Here is a 15,919-nt window from a genome sequence, read left to right on the forward strand (position 1 = left end):
GCGCGCGTTATTCTCGAGCGAGCTTCTTCGGTTGGCTGACGGCCGGCCGGATCGCCTCGCGCGCAATCGCCACTCGCCCCGTCCGGATCAGCTCCTTGATGCCGAGCGGCTGGAGCAAGTTGATGATGGCCTCAAGCTTCTTCGGATCACCCGTGACCTCGATGGTATAGGTCGACGGTGTGGAATCAATCACATTGGCGCGGAAGATATCCGCAATTCGCAACGCTTCTGCCCGGTCTTCTGCCTTCGTATGGACCTTGATCAACGCCGTCTCGCGCGAGACGAATTCGCTTTCGTTGAGATCCACGACTTTGATGACGTCGATCAGTTTGTTGAGCTGCTTGACGATTTGCTCGACGATTCGTTCATCCCCTGATGTGACGATGGTCATCTGGGACATGGACGGATCAAGGGTTGGAGCGACCGACAGACTTTCGATATTGAATCCGCGGCCGCTGAACAGCCCGGCCACGCGAGATAAGACGCCAAATTTATTTTCAACGGTGACTGAAATGATATGTTCCATCACAATGCTCTATACTGATAGCTGTCGGATGACAGCGTGTTTTACGCGGTTAAAATCGTATCCTTGTTTTCGTCCGATCCGGTACTGGGCACGCCGGCCATGCGTTGTTTCAATTCAGGCGGATCTTCGAGAATCATCTCGTGATTGCAACCACCCGCCGGGATCATCGGATAACAATTCTCATAGGGATAGGTGGGCACGTCAACGACCACCGGCCTGTCGGTCGAGATGGCCTCCTTCAACACCGCATCGAGGTCCCCCACCTTGCCGGCGCGCAATCCGACCGCGCCATAGGCTTCCGCCAATTTCACAAAATCCGGCGTCGTGTCCAGATAGCTGGAGGCGTAGCGCCCTTCATAAAAGAGATCCTGCCACTGGCGAACCATGCCGTGGAAACGATTGTTCAAGATGATGATTTTCACCGGCAGCTTGGACACGACGGCAGTGGCCATTTCCTGCATGTTCATCTGAATACTGCCGTCTCCGGCCACGCAGAGTACTAATCGATCTCTAAAAGCAGCCTGCGCCCCCATGGCGGCAGGAAAGCCAAATCCCATCGTACCCAATCCGCCCGAGGTCAGCCAGCGATTCGGTCGGGCGAGTTTAAAATACTGCGCCGTCCACATCTGATGTTGTCCCACATCCGTCGCCACGATCGGATCACGATCCTTCGTCAATTCATACAACCGTTTGACCACGTGCTGCGGCTTAATCGCCCCGTCCGCCTCTTGTTGATAGGCCAGCGGATGCGCCTGCTGCCATTCACGGATTTGGTCCCACCAGGGTTTGCGAAGATCCTTCTGATTGCCGTTGACCGTGGCTCGGAGAATTTGATTCAACTCGCGCAGCACCGCCTTGCAATCACCCACGATCGGGATATCGACATGGATGTTCTTCCGGATCGAGGTTGGATCGATATCGATATGAATCACCTTGGCGAAGGGACAAAACTCCGCTACCTTTCCCGTCACCCGGTCATCAAAACGCGCGCCCACGGCAATCACCAGATCGGAATAATGGACCGCCATGTTGGCGCAGTAGGTCCCGTGCATGCCCAACATCCCCATCGACTGCGGATGCTCGCCGGGAAACGCGCCGAGCCCCATCAACGTCATATCGACGGGGATCTGAGTCATCTCCGCCAATTCGAGCAACTCTTTCGACGCCTGCGAGAATACGACGCCGCCGCCGACATACAGAATCGGCTTCTTCGCCTTCATGATCGCTTCAGCGGCCTGCTTGATCTGCCATTTATTGCCTTCGTAAGTCGGATTGTATCCGCGAATGGAGACAGAGCTCGGATAGGTGAAGTCGGCCTTGGCCATGGACACATCTTTGGGAATATCCACCAGCACCGGTCCAGGGCGCCCGGTTGTCGCAATGTAGAACGCTTCCTTAATGGTGGTCGCCAGATCGTTCACATCCTTCACCAGGAAGTTGTACTTGGTGCAGGGGCGACTCAGGCCGATGTTGTCCGCTTCCTGAAATGCATCGTTCCCGATCAAACTCGTGGACACTTGTCCGCTGATACACACCAGCGGGACTGAATCCATATAGGCATCGGCCAATGCGGTAATCACATTGGTCATACCGGGACCCGAGGTCACTAAACAGACGCCGGCCTTTCCGGTGGCCTTGGCATACCCTTCGGCCATATGCCCGGCACCCTGTTCGTGGCGGGTCAATACGACTTCAATATCTTTCTGCTGGTGCAGCATGTCGAAAATCTTCAACACCACGCCGCCCGGCAAGGCGAAGATCGTTTTCACGCCTTCAGCTTTTAAGCATTCGATCAGGATTTCGGACCCTGTGAGCTTCATATCACCCTCCCCTTCGCGCATCATTAGCGAAGGACGTGTGCCGTCACTGGATACAGCAGCAACCCTGCGTCACGTTTGTGTCACAGACTGCTACGATCTTTCTGAAAAATCAATGGGTAAGATGGCGGATCGTATCACCAGCCCGCAAGTGAGGTCAAGAGAGCCGCGACGTGAACTCTCTGCTCGACGGACTGGTGTCGATCACCGCCCCGTGGTATAGGAACGTTCTCGTGTTGTGAGCCTAGTGCCAATGAGTCCCATGCGCCTCACGATCATTTCCCGCCGCGAATGTCACTTGTGCCATGTGGTGGCCCGAGTGGCAGCCCAGGTGCAAGAGGATCTCGCGTTCCATCTGACGATCGTTGATATCGATACCGATGAACAGCTCCGGCAGCAATACGGTGAACGCATCCCCGTGGTGCTATTGGATGACCGCGAACTTCTGTCCGGCAAGGTCACTGCGGGAGATCTGCGGAAGGCGATTAAAAAAGCGCGTTGGAGAGACCCTATAAGCCGGATTCTGTCCCGCGTGAAACTTGCGCTCACACGGGGGTGATCATTTCTCTGGGACTCGAGTTACCTCGAGCCTCAAGCAACCTACCCGGAGACCTCGGCCGGGCCGGCCTTTCCGCTAAGTTCTTGCGAGCCCGCGGGCGTCTCCCTATTTGGTCTTGCTCCGGACGACGCTTACCGTGCCGTTGATGTCGCCATCACCGCGGTGGGCTCTTACCCCGCCGTTTCACCCTTACCTGATCCGCTGTGCGGGACCGAAGCCCCTCACCCCGGCCATCGGCGGTTTGTTTTCTGTGGTGCTGGTGTCGGATCGCTCCGCCTGGACGTTATCCAGCGTCCTTGCCCTTGGAGTCCGGACTTTCCTCTCGCCGAGCACGCTCGACGAGCGAGCACCCGTGTCCCCCCAGCGCGCGGGCAAAGTATACGAGCCGCTCGATGGGGATTCAAGCATCAAGCCGCGTGCCCTAATGCAACGCCGGCAACTCGTGATTGGGCGCAGGTGGCTTCGACTGATACACCGGCATCGCCTCGGCCATCCATTCCTCTAGTTGTTGAATTCTGGTTTCGTGACTTGGGTGTGTGGACATGAACTCCGAGGGAGCTTTTCCGCCGGATAATTCGCCCATTCTCTGCCACAAGTGGATCGCCTCCCGTGGATCATAGCCGGCATCCGCCGCCAGCAAAACGCCCACATAGTCCGCTTCTGACTCGTGCTTCCGGCTGAACGGAAGTAACACACCGACCTGCGCGCCGACTCCCAATGCCGCCATGCCCGCCTGTGAGAGAACCGGATTCGCCCCGCTCACCCCGAGCGCAATCCCGATGGCCTGCAAGGTCGTCTGCGCCAGTGTGTTCTGACTCATCCGCTCTCCACCATGGCGAGCTAACGCATGTACGACTTCATGCCCCATCACCGCCGCAAGGCCGGCCTCGGTCTTGGCCACCGGAAAAATCCCGGTATAGACCGCGATCTTGCCGCCGGGTAGCGCAAAGGCGTTCATGGTCTTATCGTCCTTGATGACCGTGACTTCCCATTCAAATTCGTTGGCCATCTCGCCGTATTTGGATCGCTTGGCGGCTTCGATCACTCTCGCCGCTACCCGCTTGACCGGTTCAATCTCCCGCGGATCGGTTGATGGCCTCATGTTGGGATCGCTTTTCACATCGGCGTAGGCCTGCGCGCCCATCTGCACTTCTTGCGACATCGGCATCATCATCAACTGCCATCGGCCGGTGTAAGGATTGGTTTGACAACCGGTCGTCACCAACAGGGTCACCATGCCGCAGACCAGCCACAACATGTTGGACAGAATCGTAGTCCCCGGCCTGCTGCTTCGATCACATTCCATCATCATCACGCGCCTCCGCAAATTGACCACTCTGGTGTGCTCTGCTAGATTACCGCGCCGTCCAACCCGTTTCCACTGGGAGTTTCACCGAGTGCCTACCACCGCGACGCTCTCTTCACTGAATCGTATCGGCATCGACGAGTCCGGCAAAGGAGACTATTTCGGGCCGCTGGTGATCGCCGCCGTCTTCGTCACACCGGCATCGGAACAGGACCTGGCCCTCATGCAGGTCCGTGACAGCAAGAAAATCTCTGATGGACGAATTCTCGACATGGCGCCCGACATCCGCCTGGTCTGCCCTCACAGCATCGTGGCGATCGGGCCGCAGCGCTACAACGAGCTCTACGCCAAGATCAACAACCTCAATCGGCTCCTCGCCTGGGGCCATGCGCGGGCGCTGGAAAACCTGCTGCAGCAAGTCGACTGCGATCTGGCGATTGCCGACCAGTTCGGCGACGAACGATTGATACTCAATGCGCTTCAGGAGAAAGGAAAGCAGATCCGGTTGGTGCAACGCACAAAAGCGGAGGCAGACTTGGCCGTGGCGGCCGCTTCAATTCTCGCCCGCGCGGAATTTCTGCTGCGCCTCCAGCGGCTTTCGCAGGAATTGCACACCACGCTGCCCAAGGGCGCATCTCCAGCCGTGGAACTGGCAGGACGCATGGTGGTCAAGAAATACGGGCAGGACCGATTGGCTACCGTCGCGAAACTGCACTTCAAAACGACGAAGCAGGTGCTGACCAAACCCTAGCAGGCTGCGGAAAAACTCGTTTTTTGCACGCTACGCCGCGATCAGCTCACGTGGCGTGTTGGTATCAGGATAGTACGCAGGATGCGCAAAAAGGCCATCCAGCAAGGCCGCGGCGAGTGAAGCGGCGAATCGTACTCTTGTCGTACGTTGAGCCGCTGAACGATGCGAGAACGCCGCTGGTGGACTTTTTCCGCATCCTGCTAGACGGATTCTCCCAGTTCAAAATCCTTCGCCTGGTCTTGCGCCAGGGGCCGCTTCTCTTCGGAAACAGGCTCGCCCTCCCAATACAACATTCTGTAACAGTAGGGGCAGGTATAGACGTCATCTCCCCGCTTCACTTGGGAAATCAATTGAGGAGGCACCTGGAGCCGGCACCCGACGCAAATACCATCTTTGATCAGCGCCAGGGCCTGGTCCTTTCGTGTGCTTTTCAGCTTGTTATACCGTGCAAGGAGGCCCTTCTCGACCCGTCCTGACAACTGTTTCTGCTGGGCTTCCAACTCCGCGAGTTCCGCGGTAAGAGCCTGGTCCTTCTCGTCTAGTATCGTCTTCTCCCTGACGAAGAGCGCTTCCGACTCTTTCAGTTGCACCTCGGCAGCAGCGATGGTCCGTTGAGTCTGGTCGATCTGCTCCATCGCGAGAAGGATTTTCTCCTCGATCTCCCCACGTTTCTTGTTGGCCAGTTCAACTTCGAACAGGTGGGCCTGATATTCCTGATTGGTCTTCAACTGGGCGGCGCGATCTTTCATCTTGCCGATGCGATCTTCGTGCGCCTCAAGGTCCTTTTCGGCGCTCCGCCGTTCTTTGATCAGCACCTCGACGGAGGTAGACGCGTCCTGAACCACCCGCCTCGCTTCCCGAAGGGGCGCCTCATTCACTTCAAGCCGTTCCGGTATTTTTCGCCGCTGTTCTTTGAGATCGACGATGCGGAGATCGAGTTTTTGCAATTCGATGAGGGGGGAAAGCTGTAGATTCAACGGGCTCCTTGTGGGTTGCGCGAGAGCAACGTCGACATGACGCCTCTCGCACCGGAATCATCGTGAGGCGCTCAGGCTGGTGGGCCCACTAGGACTTGAACCTAGGACCAGCTGATTATGAGTCAGCCGCTCTAACCACCTGAGCTATGGGCCCAGCCCTGCCGGCCAGTGACCTGGCCTCAGCCTGCATCACGGCACGCCTGGTTCGAGCGGCCTGATTCTAAAGCTGCCGGTCGGACAGAGTCAAACCAGTCCCGGCAACAAGGCCTAGAGACTCTCCACGAAACTACGCAGCTTCTTACTGCGGCTCGGATGCCGGAGCTTCCGCAACGCCTTCGCCTCGATTTGCCGAATGCGCTCGCGGGTGACCTCAAAATCCTGCCCCACTTCTTCCAGGGTGTGATCGGTGGCCTCGCCGATGCCGAAGCGCTTCCGCAACACCTTTTCTTCCCGAGGCGTGAGCGTTTCGAGTGCGCCGTTGATCTGTCGCTGCAAGTCATAACGAATGGCTGCTTCCAACGGCGAGACCGCCTTCTTGTCTTCGATGAAGTCTCCCAAATGACTGTCTTCCTCCTCGCCGATCGGGGTTTCGAGGGAAATCGGCTCGCGCGCGATCTTCAGGATCTTTCGCACCTTGTCCAGCGGCAAATCCATGCGTTCGGCGATTTCTTCCGGCGTCGGTTCGCGACCGAGTTTCTGCACCAGATGGCGCGAGGTCCTGATCAGTTTATTGATCGTTTCGATCATGTGAACCGGAATACGGATGGTTCGCGCCTGGTCGGCGATCGCACGGGTAATGGCTTGCCGAATCCACCAGGTCGCATAGGTACTGAACTTATATCCGCGCTTATACTCGAACTTATCGACCGCCTTCATGAGGCCGATATTGCCCTCTTGAATCAAATCCAGGAACTGTAGCCCGCGGTTCGTGTACTTTTTCGCGATGCTCACCACCAGACGCAGGTTGGCCTCGACCAATTCCGCCTTCCCGCGCTTGACCTTTTCCTCCGCCACATCAAGATGCTTCACCGCATCCTTGATCTCATCCGCCGAAATCAGTGCTTCTTCTTCTTCAAGCTGACGAATACGGCCCTTGGCGGCTTGATAATGTTTTTTGATGTCTTGCAGCACTTCTTCGGACAGCCCGGTCCTGCGCTTCACCGCCAGAAGATCTTTGTGGGTTCGGCACAACTTCCGCAGCAATTCTGCGCCGGCCTCGCCACCGACCCCAAGACGCCGCTGGCAGCTCGTGACCTCCCGCTCCGACTGGCGGAACAGCAGGTTGAGGTCGCGCACCCGCTGGGTCATCCGGTCTTTCAGCACGCCGTGCAGATTCACCGACTCCATCTTGTCGACGACCTGGCCGCGCACCGTATCGATCTGCTTGCGCAGTTTCTTTTGTTTCTCGGGATCGGCGCCGACATGACGAGCCTTGTCGTAGAGATCTTTGAGCGAGGCGGATACTTTTCGAACGACATTCAAAGAGTCCAGCGTTTTCACCCGCAGCTCTTCGTAATCTTTTTCGACGGCCTCTTCCTCGAAATCCTCTTCCGTCTCCACGACCGGCACGATCTCGCGCACATCGATCTTGCCGTTTTTCAGCTGATCGCGGAGATTCAGCACGAACTCCAGGGTCATCGGCAATCCGTACACGACCGTGGCGATATCTTTCTTTCCCTCTTCGATCCGCTTGGCGATCTCGATTTCGCCCTCACGGCTCAGGAGAGCGACGCTGCCCATTTCTTTCAGGTAGAGCCGGACAGGATCGTCGGTGCGGCTGAGCGCACCCGGCGTGAGATCGATCTCTTTTTCGTTCTCTTCCGAGGAGTCGGACTCTTCGCTTTCCTCGATCGCCTCTTCCCCTTCGGCGGCCTTCGGAGTGCGCTCCGTCTCCGCGGACTCCACAATCTCGATGTCCATTTCGCCGAACATGGTCATGATCGTGCTGAACTGGTCCGACGAGACGACATCCGCCGGCAAGGTGCTGTTGAGATCGTCGTACGTGAGAAAGCCCTTCTCTTTGCCGAGATTGATGAGCTTCTTCACCTCGCCGAGTAATTCTTGTTTCGGCATACCTACTCCTTCACCGCAGACGTCAGCGCAACCGGCATCACACCGGCTTTCCTCATCCGCATATCGTTAATCAATCCGTTCAGACGATGCACTTCATCGTCCCGCCGCTCGCGTTCTGCGACCTTCAATTCTTGAATCAATGCCCCCATGGTCCGCTCGCGTCCCCGCCGTTCCAGTGTCTCCAAGCACCCGGCAATATGAGCCGGCACGTCGTCATAATGCTGCTCCTGCATCGACAGTTCCGAGACCAACGACCCGCAGACCTCATCGGTGATCAACGCGTCCAACAGGCTCCGGACGGACAGCCTGCCATCCTCTGCCAGATGCTGCATGGCACATTCGATCAGCTTCCTGTAGGCCGGCGTCGAGAACGCCTCCGGAGACAGTTTCCCGAGATCCGCGGCAGACAAACTTCCCTGCACGAGCAAATGCGCCAGGTCACGCTCTTCCGGATTGGTCTTCGCTTTAGCTGGCACCGATACGGATGGATCCTTGAGTGCTCGGTCCGGGCGACGCTGATCTTCCGAGACGAGCGTCGGGTACCGATCGATCAAACGCTGCTGACTGAGTCCCAACCGTTCCGCAACGAGCCTGATCCGCTCTTCTCGCTCGATCGGATGCGCACTTTTCTGCAGAATGCGCAATACCGCGTCCACGGCTCGAATCCGATCCTCGACGCTCCCCGACTCCGCCGTGCGGAGGCTGTGCTCTATCGCAAAATCCAACAGGCTTGGAGCCGTGCGATGCAACGCCGCAAATCCCTCAGCGCCATGTTGCCGGACATAGGTATCCGGATCGTCACCCTCAGGAAGCGAGACGACCTTGACGCTCAAACCGCTATTGACGAACAGATCCAGCGACCGCAAGGCTGCTCGAACCCCAGCCTGATCCGGATCGAAAAGCAACACGATGTTCGAGGCGAACCGGCGGATGACAGTAATATGCTCGGGGGTTAAGGCCGTTCCCAAGGTCGCCGCCACATGGCGAATGCCGGCCTGGTGCAGCGCAACGGCATCGAAATACCCTTCGACGATGATCAAGGTTTGCTGCTGGCTGGCCGCTTCGCGAGCCGCATCCAACGCGAATAGCGTCTGCCCCTTCTTAAACAACGGCGTCTCAGGCGAGTTCAAATACTTGGGCATTCCGTCCCCGAGGACCCGTCCGCCGAATGCCACGACCCGCTTCCGCAAATCCGTGATTGGAAACATGATTCGGGAACGAAACCGATCGTAATGACCCGAGACTGCCGTTTTCTGTGAGCCGCTTTGATCGCGTGGAATGGAGAGGCCGGCTGCAATGAGGTCCACCGGCGAAAACCCTTCTTTGAGCATCGCTTTGGTCAGCCCATCCCACTCAGGCGGGGCATAGCCGATGTTGAATTGCATGGTCGTATGTTGCTGGATGCCACGACCCTCGAGATAGGCACGCGCCTGGGCTCCCACCGGCCCTTCCATCAACATACGCTGGTACCAGGCTCCCGCCGCCGCGTTGAGGCGTTCCAATCGGCCAAGTTGCGTGCGCGCCTCGTTGGAATATCCGCCGGTCGCTTCAGGAACATCCACCCCCACCTTGCGCCCCAGATCCCGAACAATTTCGGGAAAGGCGGCCCCGGTTAATTTCATGAGGAACGTGTACACATTGCCGCCGGCCCCGCAGCCAAAACAGTGAAAAATCTGCCGCGACGAGCTGACGGTGAAGGAGGGAGACTTCTCTTGGTGAAAGGGGCACAGGCCCTTGAGATTCTGCCCGGCTCGAGTCAACGCCACATGTTGGCCCACGATTTCCGCGATGTCCACTCGGTCTCTGATTTGGTTGATGACGTCGTCCGAAATCAGGCCTTGGCCCACGGCGGTCCTCGCTAGTGCCCGCAGGGATCCTGCCGGTCGGTGCCGGCTGGATGCCTTTGACGCGCGATTGAAAGTTGACCGTTCACCCTAACAAACGGTCGGCACATGTGTCAACGAAGGAGCACCGTCTATTACCCTGGAGGCCAGGCCATGTGCCTTCCACCAAGGACGTGCAGGTGAAGATGAAACACCGTTTGTCCGCTGTCCGCTCCGGTGTTCGTAACAATACGATAGCCGGACTCCGCCAGGTTCTTCATCGCTGCGACCTTGGAACAGGTCAACAACAGATGTCCGAGCAACGCCTGGTCACCGTCCTGGCAATCCTGAACCGCCGCCATGTGACGTTTCGGAATAACCAGCACATGGACGGGGGCCTGAGCATTGACGTCCTCAAACGCCAGCACGCGATCGTCCTGATACACAATTTTCGCTGGAATAGCGCCGTCTACAATACGACAGAAAATGCAGTTATCCACGCGCGCCTCCCTCCGGTACCGGTCGAATCCCGGACTTCCCGAACCTGGCTCCAAGTTCCCGATACACCTCGCTCAGCGTGACATCGTGATAACCGAGAACCAGGAGGGTGTGAAAGAACAGATCGGCTGTCTCGTAAATGATCTCGTCTCGACTCTGATTCTTGGCGGCAATAATGACTTCACCGGCTTCTTCCGCCACCTTTTTCAGGATGCGATCTGCATTGCCCTGCAGTAGCTTGGAGACATAGGAGTCCGGCTGCGGAGCGGCTTTCCGTGCCAGAATCGTTTGATAGAGCCGTTCGAGAATTCCTCCACCAGCATCCTGCGTTTTGTCTTGGCCCGCCCGTCCATCTTCACTCATTCTGGAAAAGAAACAGGCGCGTTCTCCAGTATGGCACGTCGGCCCGACCGGCTCTGCCTTCACCAGAATGGTATCCCGGTCACAATCGACGAAGAGATCCTTCACTCGCAGAAAATGTCCTGAGGTTTCTCCCTTTTCCCATAATTTCCGACGAGAGCGACTCCAAAAATGGACGGATCGCGTAGCCAAGGTCTTCATGAGGGCTTCCTGATTCATGTAGCCCACCATGAGCACGGTGCCGTCGAACCAATCCTGAATCACGGCAGGGATCAGGCCCTGTCCGTCAAAGGCGATACTGCGGCTGTCGCTCGACATCACGGGCTCCATCTAAGCGGCTTCCCCCCGAACCGGAACTCCACGGTCACGCAAATAGGCCTTGGCCTGCTGGATCGTATGGGTCCGGTAGTGAAAAATGGAGGCGGCCAGCACCGCCTCAGCCTTCCCTTTGACCAAACCGTCGTAGAGATGCTCCAAGGTGCCTACCCCGCCCGAGGCAATGACCGGAATGGACAGACTCTCCGACACGGCCGCCGTCAACGCTAGATCATATCCGTTCTGACGGCCATCCTGATCCATGCTGGTCAGCAAAATTTCGCCTGCTCCAAAACCCGCCATCCGCTGCGCCCATTCAACCGCATCAAGCCCGGTCGCGTTTCGTCCGCCATGAGTATACACCTGCCAATGCCCGCCGACCTCCGCTCGCTTGGCATCGATGGCCACTACAATGCATTGGGTACCGAACCGCTGGGCTGCCTCACGAACGAATTCCGGTTGCTGCACCGCGGTGGTATTGATGCTGACCTTATCCGCCCCGGCATTCAGCAATGTGCGAATGTCATCCAGCGTGCGCACGCCTCCCCCGACCGTCAGGGGCATGAATACCCGCGCGGCAGTTCGCTCCACCACATCGATGATGGTCTTCCGATTTTCGTGCGAAGCCGTGATGTCTAGGAAACAGAGTTCATCCGCGCCTTCACGATCATAGATGGTGGCCACCTCGACCGGGTCGCCTGCATCGCGCAAATTGACGAAGCTGACCCCCTTGACGACGCGACCATCTTTCACGTCCAAACAGGGAATGATGCGTTTGGTCAACATATGAAATCGTGACGGGTGAAACCTGAAACGGAACACGAACCGGTTCTGTTCTTGTCCCTCATATGAAATGCTCAACGATTCCCGATGACGGCAACCGCCGCCGCATAGTCCAATTTGCCGTCATACAGCGCTTTGCCCACAATGGCGCCTTCCACCCGAGAGCCGAGCCCACGGACCGCCAGCAAATCCTCGACCCTGCTGATACCGCCGGACGCGATGACGGGAAAAGACGAACATTCGACAACTTCTCCCAACGCCGCAAGGTTTGGGCCATTCAGCATCCCATCGCGCGCAATGTCGGTGTAGATCACTGCACCGAGTTCATGGTCGGCAAGTTCCTTGAGGAGATCTATGGCTTTGGTCTCGGACACCGTCGTCCAGCCCTTCACCGCGACCTTGCCGTCTCGGGCATCAAGGCCCAGCAAAATACGCTTGGGAAACTCGCGACAGGCCTGCGCCAAAAAGTTGTGATCCGTCAGGGCAGCCGTCCCCAGGACAACTCTCGCCACTCCCGCCCGGAGATATGTTCGAACCGTCTCAATCGTGCGGATCCCGCCCCCAACCTGCACTTTCACGCTCACTGCCTTCATCGCGGCTTCGATCTGCGGGAGGTTCTTCGGCTCTCCATCAACAGCGCCGTTGAGGTCGACGATGTGAATGAGAGCTGCCCCCTGCTCCTGCCAGCGTTTCGCGACGGATGGCACGTCTTCGGAATAGACGGTTTCCGCTGCCATATCCCCCTGTCGCAGCCGCACACAGCGGCCATCTTTCAGATCGATCGCCGGAATTACACGCATGCCCGCACCTGTTTCCTCACCCGCTATTTCCCTTCACCCGCTGCGCCGCCGAATGGAAACGCGTCCGCTAATTCGGTCGCCCCATAGGCCGCCAACTCTTCAGCCGTCACGAACGTTCCATACCGCTGAAAAAAACCGAGCACATCCTCCGTCATCGGCCGCTGCCTTTCATAGTAGTTACCTTCCCACAAAACCATCCCATCAGGGGCCACCAATTTCACTTCAAATCCGACGGCAGCGGGAGGATCCGCCCCCAGCCGGCTACCAACACGCTCTTGATAGACCAGCACCTTACCGCTGAGCGCCGCATCCGCCTTGAGGCGTTGAGCAATTTTATGAGCCGAAATGGTCTCGACGGGCACGGCTGCTCTCGAAAGGTCTCGCGCCGCCCCGATCGCGTCCTGAGGAGAAATGACTTGCAACCCAGGCTTGACCTTCAATTTCGCCCACATCAGATCGGTGATTTTCTCGCCCACACCAGGCGGCACCAGATGTGTTTGCCGAACCGCCTGATCGGACGTCGGAGAAACGTCCGCCGCCATGTCAGACCGCCGGACTCCCGCCGGCGCAGGAAAGGACGGCCCGCTCGTTTCTATCACCTGAGGCGTGGCCATCGTTTCAAAGGGAATGATCGCGATCTTGTGTACCTGGTACTTTCCGGCTTGGGCAGAGGACTTCGTCGTGACCTTGGTTCCGCTGCACGCTGTCGTCAGCGCCACGGCCACCAGAACCAGGAGGACTCGTGGAACCAGGGCACTCACGTCCAGGCACCGAAGTTCTTGATCACCTGAAGACCGACCGCCTGACTCTTCTCGGGATGAAACTGGCAGGCGACGACGTTGTCCTTCCACACAGCGGATGCGAATGGCGCTCCATACTCGGTCACGGTCGCAACTACCGAGGGATCGGCAGGTTCAACATAATAGGAGTGCACGAAATAACAATAACTGCCTGTCGTGATCCCGGCGAACGGGGGTGCAGATCGCATGATCTGAATATCGTTCCACCCCATATGCGGCACCTTCAATGAGGAATCCAACACAAACTTCTTCACACGGCCGGGAATAATTCCCAGCCCCTTGTGCGTCCCGAATTCTTCACTCTCCGTGAAGAGCAGTTGCAACCCCAGACAGATGCCCAAAAAGGGTTTGCCGGATTGTATGGCGCGGTGGATCGGCACAATCAACTCATAGCGTCCCAGATTTGCCATGCAGTCCCCGAATGCCCCCACACCCGGTAACACCACATGGCTGGCATCTGCGATGACGCGGGCATCGCGCGTGACCACAGCCTGATGCCCCACGGCCTCAAAGGCCTTGGAGACACTGCGCAAGTTACCCATGCCGTAATCAATGATGGCAATCATGTCGCATTCACTGACGAACGGTGACGGGAGCTAGAGATCCCCGTCCCCCACGAGATTCCGTCTAGAGGCTTCCCTTCGTCGAGAGAACCGCTCCTGACAGCCGCTCTTCCGGCATGGTGGCTTGATCCAGCGCCCGAGCCAACGCCTTGAAGATGGCTTCCATGATGTGGTGTGGATTGCGCCCATATTGAAGGTTCACGTGGAGGTTGAGCCCGCCATGGGTGACGAAGGCTTGGAAAAAATCCTCGAAGAGACCCAAGTCGAAGGTCTTAATCTTCCGGTCCGGCAAACTCACGTTATAGACCAGATAGGGCCGGCCGCTGAGATCCACCGTGACCTGCGCAAGGGTTTCGTCCAGAGGCACCGAAGCCCACCCGAATCGCTTGATCCCCGCCTTTTCTCCCAATGCCTGCTGCAGGGCCTTGCCCATGACGATCCCGACATCTTCCACCGTATGATGCTCGTCGATGTCGACATCACCCTTGGCCTGCACCGTGAGATCGAAAAACCCATGTTTGGCTAACAGATCCAACATATGGTCAAAAAACCGGATGGACGTATGAATCTTCCCCTGGCCTGTACCGTCTAGGCTCCATTCGACACGGATATCGGTTTCTTTGGTGGCGCGATGCAGCGAGGCTTGTCTGGGAGCTCCCGTGTTTTTCATGAAAACCTGCTTTGAGCTGATTTGGCGTGCGCATCGAAGCCTTCGATATGCGCCAGTCTGACGATATGATCCTTGGCTTTCGTCAATTCTTCCCTGGTGTAATGCACGATGTTGCTAACCTTCACGTAGTCGTTGACCGACAACGGAGAAAAGAAACGCGCGGTCGCGCCGGTCGGCAGCACATGGTTCGGGCCGGCCACATAATCAGCCACGGCAGGCGGCGTGTAGCGCCCCAGAAACAGCGCGCCGGCATGGCGAATCTGCTCCAGATAATCGAACGGACGATCGACCGACAAGGTCAAATGTTCGGGCGCAATTTCGTTCGCCACCTGAATGGCTTCATCCATGGTGGGAACGACGAAGGCGACAAAATGCCGCGCAATCGATTTGGCCGCAATTTTTTCTCGCTGCAAGCCCTTCAGCTGGGTCTGAATCAAACGCACGACCGCTGTAGCAAGCGATGCCGAAGTGGTCACCAGATAGACCTGCGCATCTTCGTCATGTTCCGCCTCGCACAACAAATCGGCTGCCACGTGCGCCGGCTTCGCCTCGTCATCCGCGACTACCAGCAACTCGCTAGGCCCGGCCACCATATCGATACCGACGGTGCCATACAGGAGCCGTTTTGCCGTCGCAACATACATATTTCCAGGCCCGACGATTTTATCCACTTTGGCGATGGTCTTGGTCCCGAATGCCATCGCGGCGATCGCCTGTACTCCACCGACCCGATAAATTTCGTCGACACCGGCAATATCTGCGGCGACCAGCAGATAGGGATTAATCTCACCCTTCGGCGTGGGCGTGCACATGACGATGCGTCGAACCCCGGCCACCTTCGCAGGAATTGCGCACATCAGCACCGAGGAAGGATAGACGGCTTTGCCTCCGGGCACATACACTCCGACAGCATCAAGCGACGTGACCATCTGGCCAAGCGTGGCGTTCTCCTCTTGATACATCCAGGTTTTGGTGCGCTGACGTTCGTGAAACTGCCGCACTCGATGCGCCGCGTACCGAAGTGAATCGCCCTCATCTTTTCGAATGTGGTAATAGGCGTCCTTGATTTCTTCCGGTGTCACACGGATCTGATCAGGCGTTACGGATAGCCGATCGAACTTCTTGGTGTACCGCAGCACCGCACGATCTCCGCCTTTCTCCACCGCCTGCAGGATCGCACGCACACTTTTCTCGACGCTCGCCGCTTGCGAACTCGAGCGAGTCGCGATTTTTCGTAACGCTTTGGCGAAGGCTCGATCGGTACTCGCGAGAATGGTCATGACATCCGTCCTGCCGCT

At 57.6% G+C, this 15,919-nt stretch carries 15 protein-coding genes, 1 tRNA gene, 1 other RNA gene and 1 pseudogene; 2 read left to right on the plus strand and 16 right to left on the minus strand.

Annotation, left to right across the window (positions count from 1 at the left end; all coding sequences use genetic code 11):
• Window positions 1–7 precede the first annotated feature (7 nt).
• On the minus strand, window positions 8–526 hold the full coding sequence (gene ilvN, locus GDA65_05515) for an acetolactate synthase small subunit (protein MBA5862151.1): 519 nt from the start codon (window positions 524–526) through the stop codon (window positions 8–10).
• Window positions 527–567: 41 nt separating this feature from the next.
• Window positions 568–2,346, minus strand: a complete 1,779-nt coding sequence (ilvB, locus tag GDA65_05520; GenBank protein ID MBA5862152.1) for a biosynthetic-type acetolactate synthase large subunit — start codon at window positions 2,344–2,346, stop codon at window positions 568–570.
• 250 nt (window positions 2,347–2,596) lie between these two features.
• On the opposite strand from ilvB, the pseudogene GDA65_05525 reads away from it, so the two are divergent.
• Window positions 2,597–2,833 (plus strand): annotated as a pseudogene (locus tag GDA65_05525) (glutaredoxin family protein).
• Between the two features lie 6 nt (window positions 2,834–2,839).
• Here the strand turns inward: GDA65_05525 and rnpB are convergent.
• Window positions 2,840–3,264, minus strand: an RNA gene (gene rnpB / locus GDA65_05530) — RNase P RNA component class A.
• Window positions 3,265–3,323: 59 nt separating this feature from the next.
• A complete protein-coding gene (locus GDA65_05535) occupies window positions 3,324–4,214 on the minus strand; it encodes a M48 family metalloprotease (protein MBA5862153.1) in 891 nt (296 codons plus the stop codon).
• 85 nt (window positions 4,215–4,299) lie between these two features.
• Here GDA65_05535 and rnhC point away from each other — a divergent pair, with 85 nt between their 5' ends.
• A complete protein-coding gene (gene rnhC, locus GDA65_05540) occupies window positions 4,300–4,959 on the plus strand; it encodes a ribonuclease HIII (GenBank protein MBA5862154.1) in 660 nt (219 codons plus the stop codon).
• 200 nt (window positions 4,960–5,159) lie between these two features.
• Here the strand turns inward: rnhC and GDA65_05545 are convergent, their stop codons facing one another.
• The 12 genes from GDA65_05545 to hisD all read right to left on the minus strand — a co-directional run bounded on the left by GDA65_05545 (window position 5,160) and on the right by hisD (window position 15,901).
• The gene (locus tag GDA65_05545) at window positions 5,160–5,936 is read right to left on the minus strand and encodes a hypothetical protein (protein ID MBA5862155.1); all 777 of its coding nucleotides are present in this window, start codon (window positions 5,934–5,936) and stop codon (window positions 5,160–5,162) included.
• A gap of 77 nt (window positions 5,937–6,013) precedes the next feature.
• Window positions 6,014–6,090 (minus strand) — tRNA-Ile (locus GDA65_05550).
• 113 nt (window positions 6,091–6,203) lie between these two features.
• Entirely contained in the window at window positions 6,204–8,009 is a 1,806-nt protein-coding gene (rpoD, locus tag GDA65_05555; GenBank protein ID MBA5862156.1) for an RNA polymerase sigma factor RpoD, read from the minus strand.
• A gap of 2 nt (window positions 8,010–8,011) precedes the next feature.
• Window positions 8,012–9,880 (minus strand): DNA primase, encoded by a 1,869-nt coding sequence (locus tag GDA65_05560; GenBank protein ID MBA5862157.1) that lies wholly within the window; start codon window positions 9,878–9,880, stop codon window positions 8,012–8,014.
• A 107-nt stretch (window positions 9,881–9,987) separates the two neighbouring features.
• Window positions 9,988–10,332 carry an HIT domain-containing protein gene (locus GDA65_05565; protein ID MBA5862158.1) on the minus strand — a complete coding sequence of 115 codons (345 nt, stop codon included), beginning with the start codon at window positions 10,330–10,332 and terminating at the stop codon, window positions 9,988–9,990.
• Entirely contained in the window at window positions 10,325–10,987 is a 663-nt protein-coding gene (locus GDA65_05570) for a bifunctional phosphoribosyl-AMP cyclohydrolase/phosphoribosyl-ATP diphosphatase HisIE (protein MBA5862159.1), read from the minus strand. The genes GDA65_05565 and GDA65_05570 overlap by 8 nt, the downstream gene beginning before the upstream one ends.
• A gap of 33 nt (window positions 10,988–11,020) precedes the next feature.
• Window positions 11,021–11,791: an imidazole glycerol phosphate synthase subunit HisF gene (gene hisF / locus GDA65_05575; protein ID MBA5862160.1), complete on the minus strand. Its 771-nt coding sequence runs from the start codon at window positions 11,789–11,791 to the stop codon at window positions 11,021–11,023.
• A 71-nt stretch (window positions 11,792–11,862) separates the two neighbouring features.
• A complete protein-coding gene (gene hisA / locus GDA65_05580; protein ID MBA5862161.1) occupies window positions 11,863–12,588 on the minus strand; it encodes a 1-(5-phosphoribosyl)-5-[(5-phosphoribosylamino)methylideneamino]imidazole-4-carboxamide isomerase in 726 nt (241 codons plus the stop codon).
• Window positions 12,589–12,611: 23 nt separating this feature from the next.
• Window positions 12,612–13,349: a hypothetical protein gene (locus GDA65_05585; protein MBA5862162.1), complete on the minus strand. Its 738-nt coding sequence runs from the start codon at window positions 13,347–13,349 to the stop codon at window positions 12,612–12,614.
• Window positions 13,346–13,954 (minus strand): imidazole glycerol phosphate synthase subunit HisH, encoded by a 609-nt coding sequence (hisH, locus tag GDA65_05590; protein ID MBA5862163.1) that lies wholly within the window; start codon window positions 13,952–13,954, stop codon window positions 13,346–13,348. The genes GDA65_05585 and hisH overlap by 4 nt, the downstream gene beginning before the upstream one ends.
• Before the next feature lie 61 nt (window positions 13,955–14,015).
• Complete coding sequence (gene hisB / locus GDA65_05595) at window positions 14,016–14,621, minus strand: imidazoleglycerol-phosphate dehydratase HisB (GenBank protein MBA5862164.1); 606 nt, start codon at window positions 14,619–14,621, stop codon at window positions 14,016–14,018.
• Window positions 14,618–15,901, minus strand: coding sequence for a histidinol dehydrogenase (gene hisD, locus GDA65_05600; protein ID MBA5862165.1), 1,284 nt, complete (start codon window positions 15,899–15,901; stop codon window positions 14,618–14,620). Before hisD ends, hisB begins: the two co-directional genes overlap by 4 nt.
• Window positions 15,902–15,919: the final 18 nt, after the last annotated feature.

Origin of the sequence: Nitrospira sp. CR1.1 (assembly GCA_014055465.1) — a bacterium.
Lineage (GTDB): Bacteria > Nitrospirota > Nitrospiria > Nitrospirales > Nitrospiraceae > Nitrospira_A.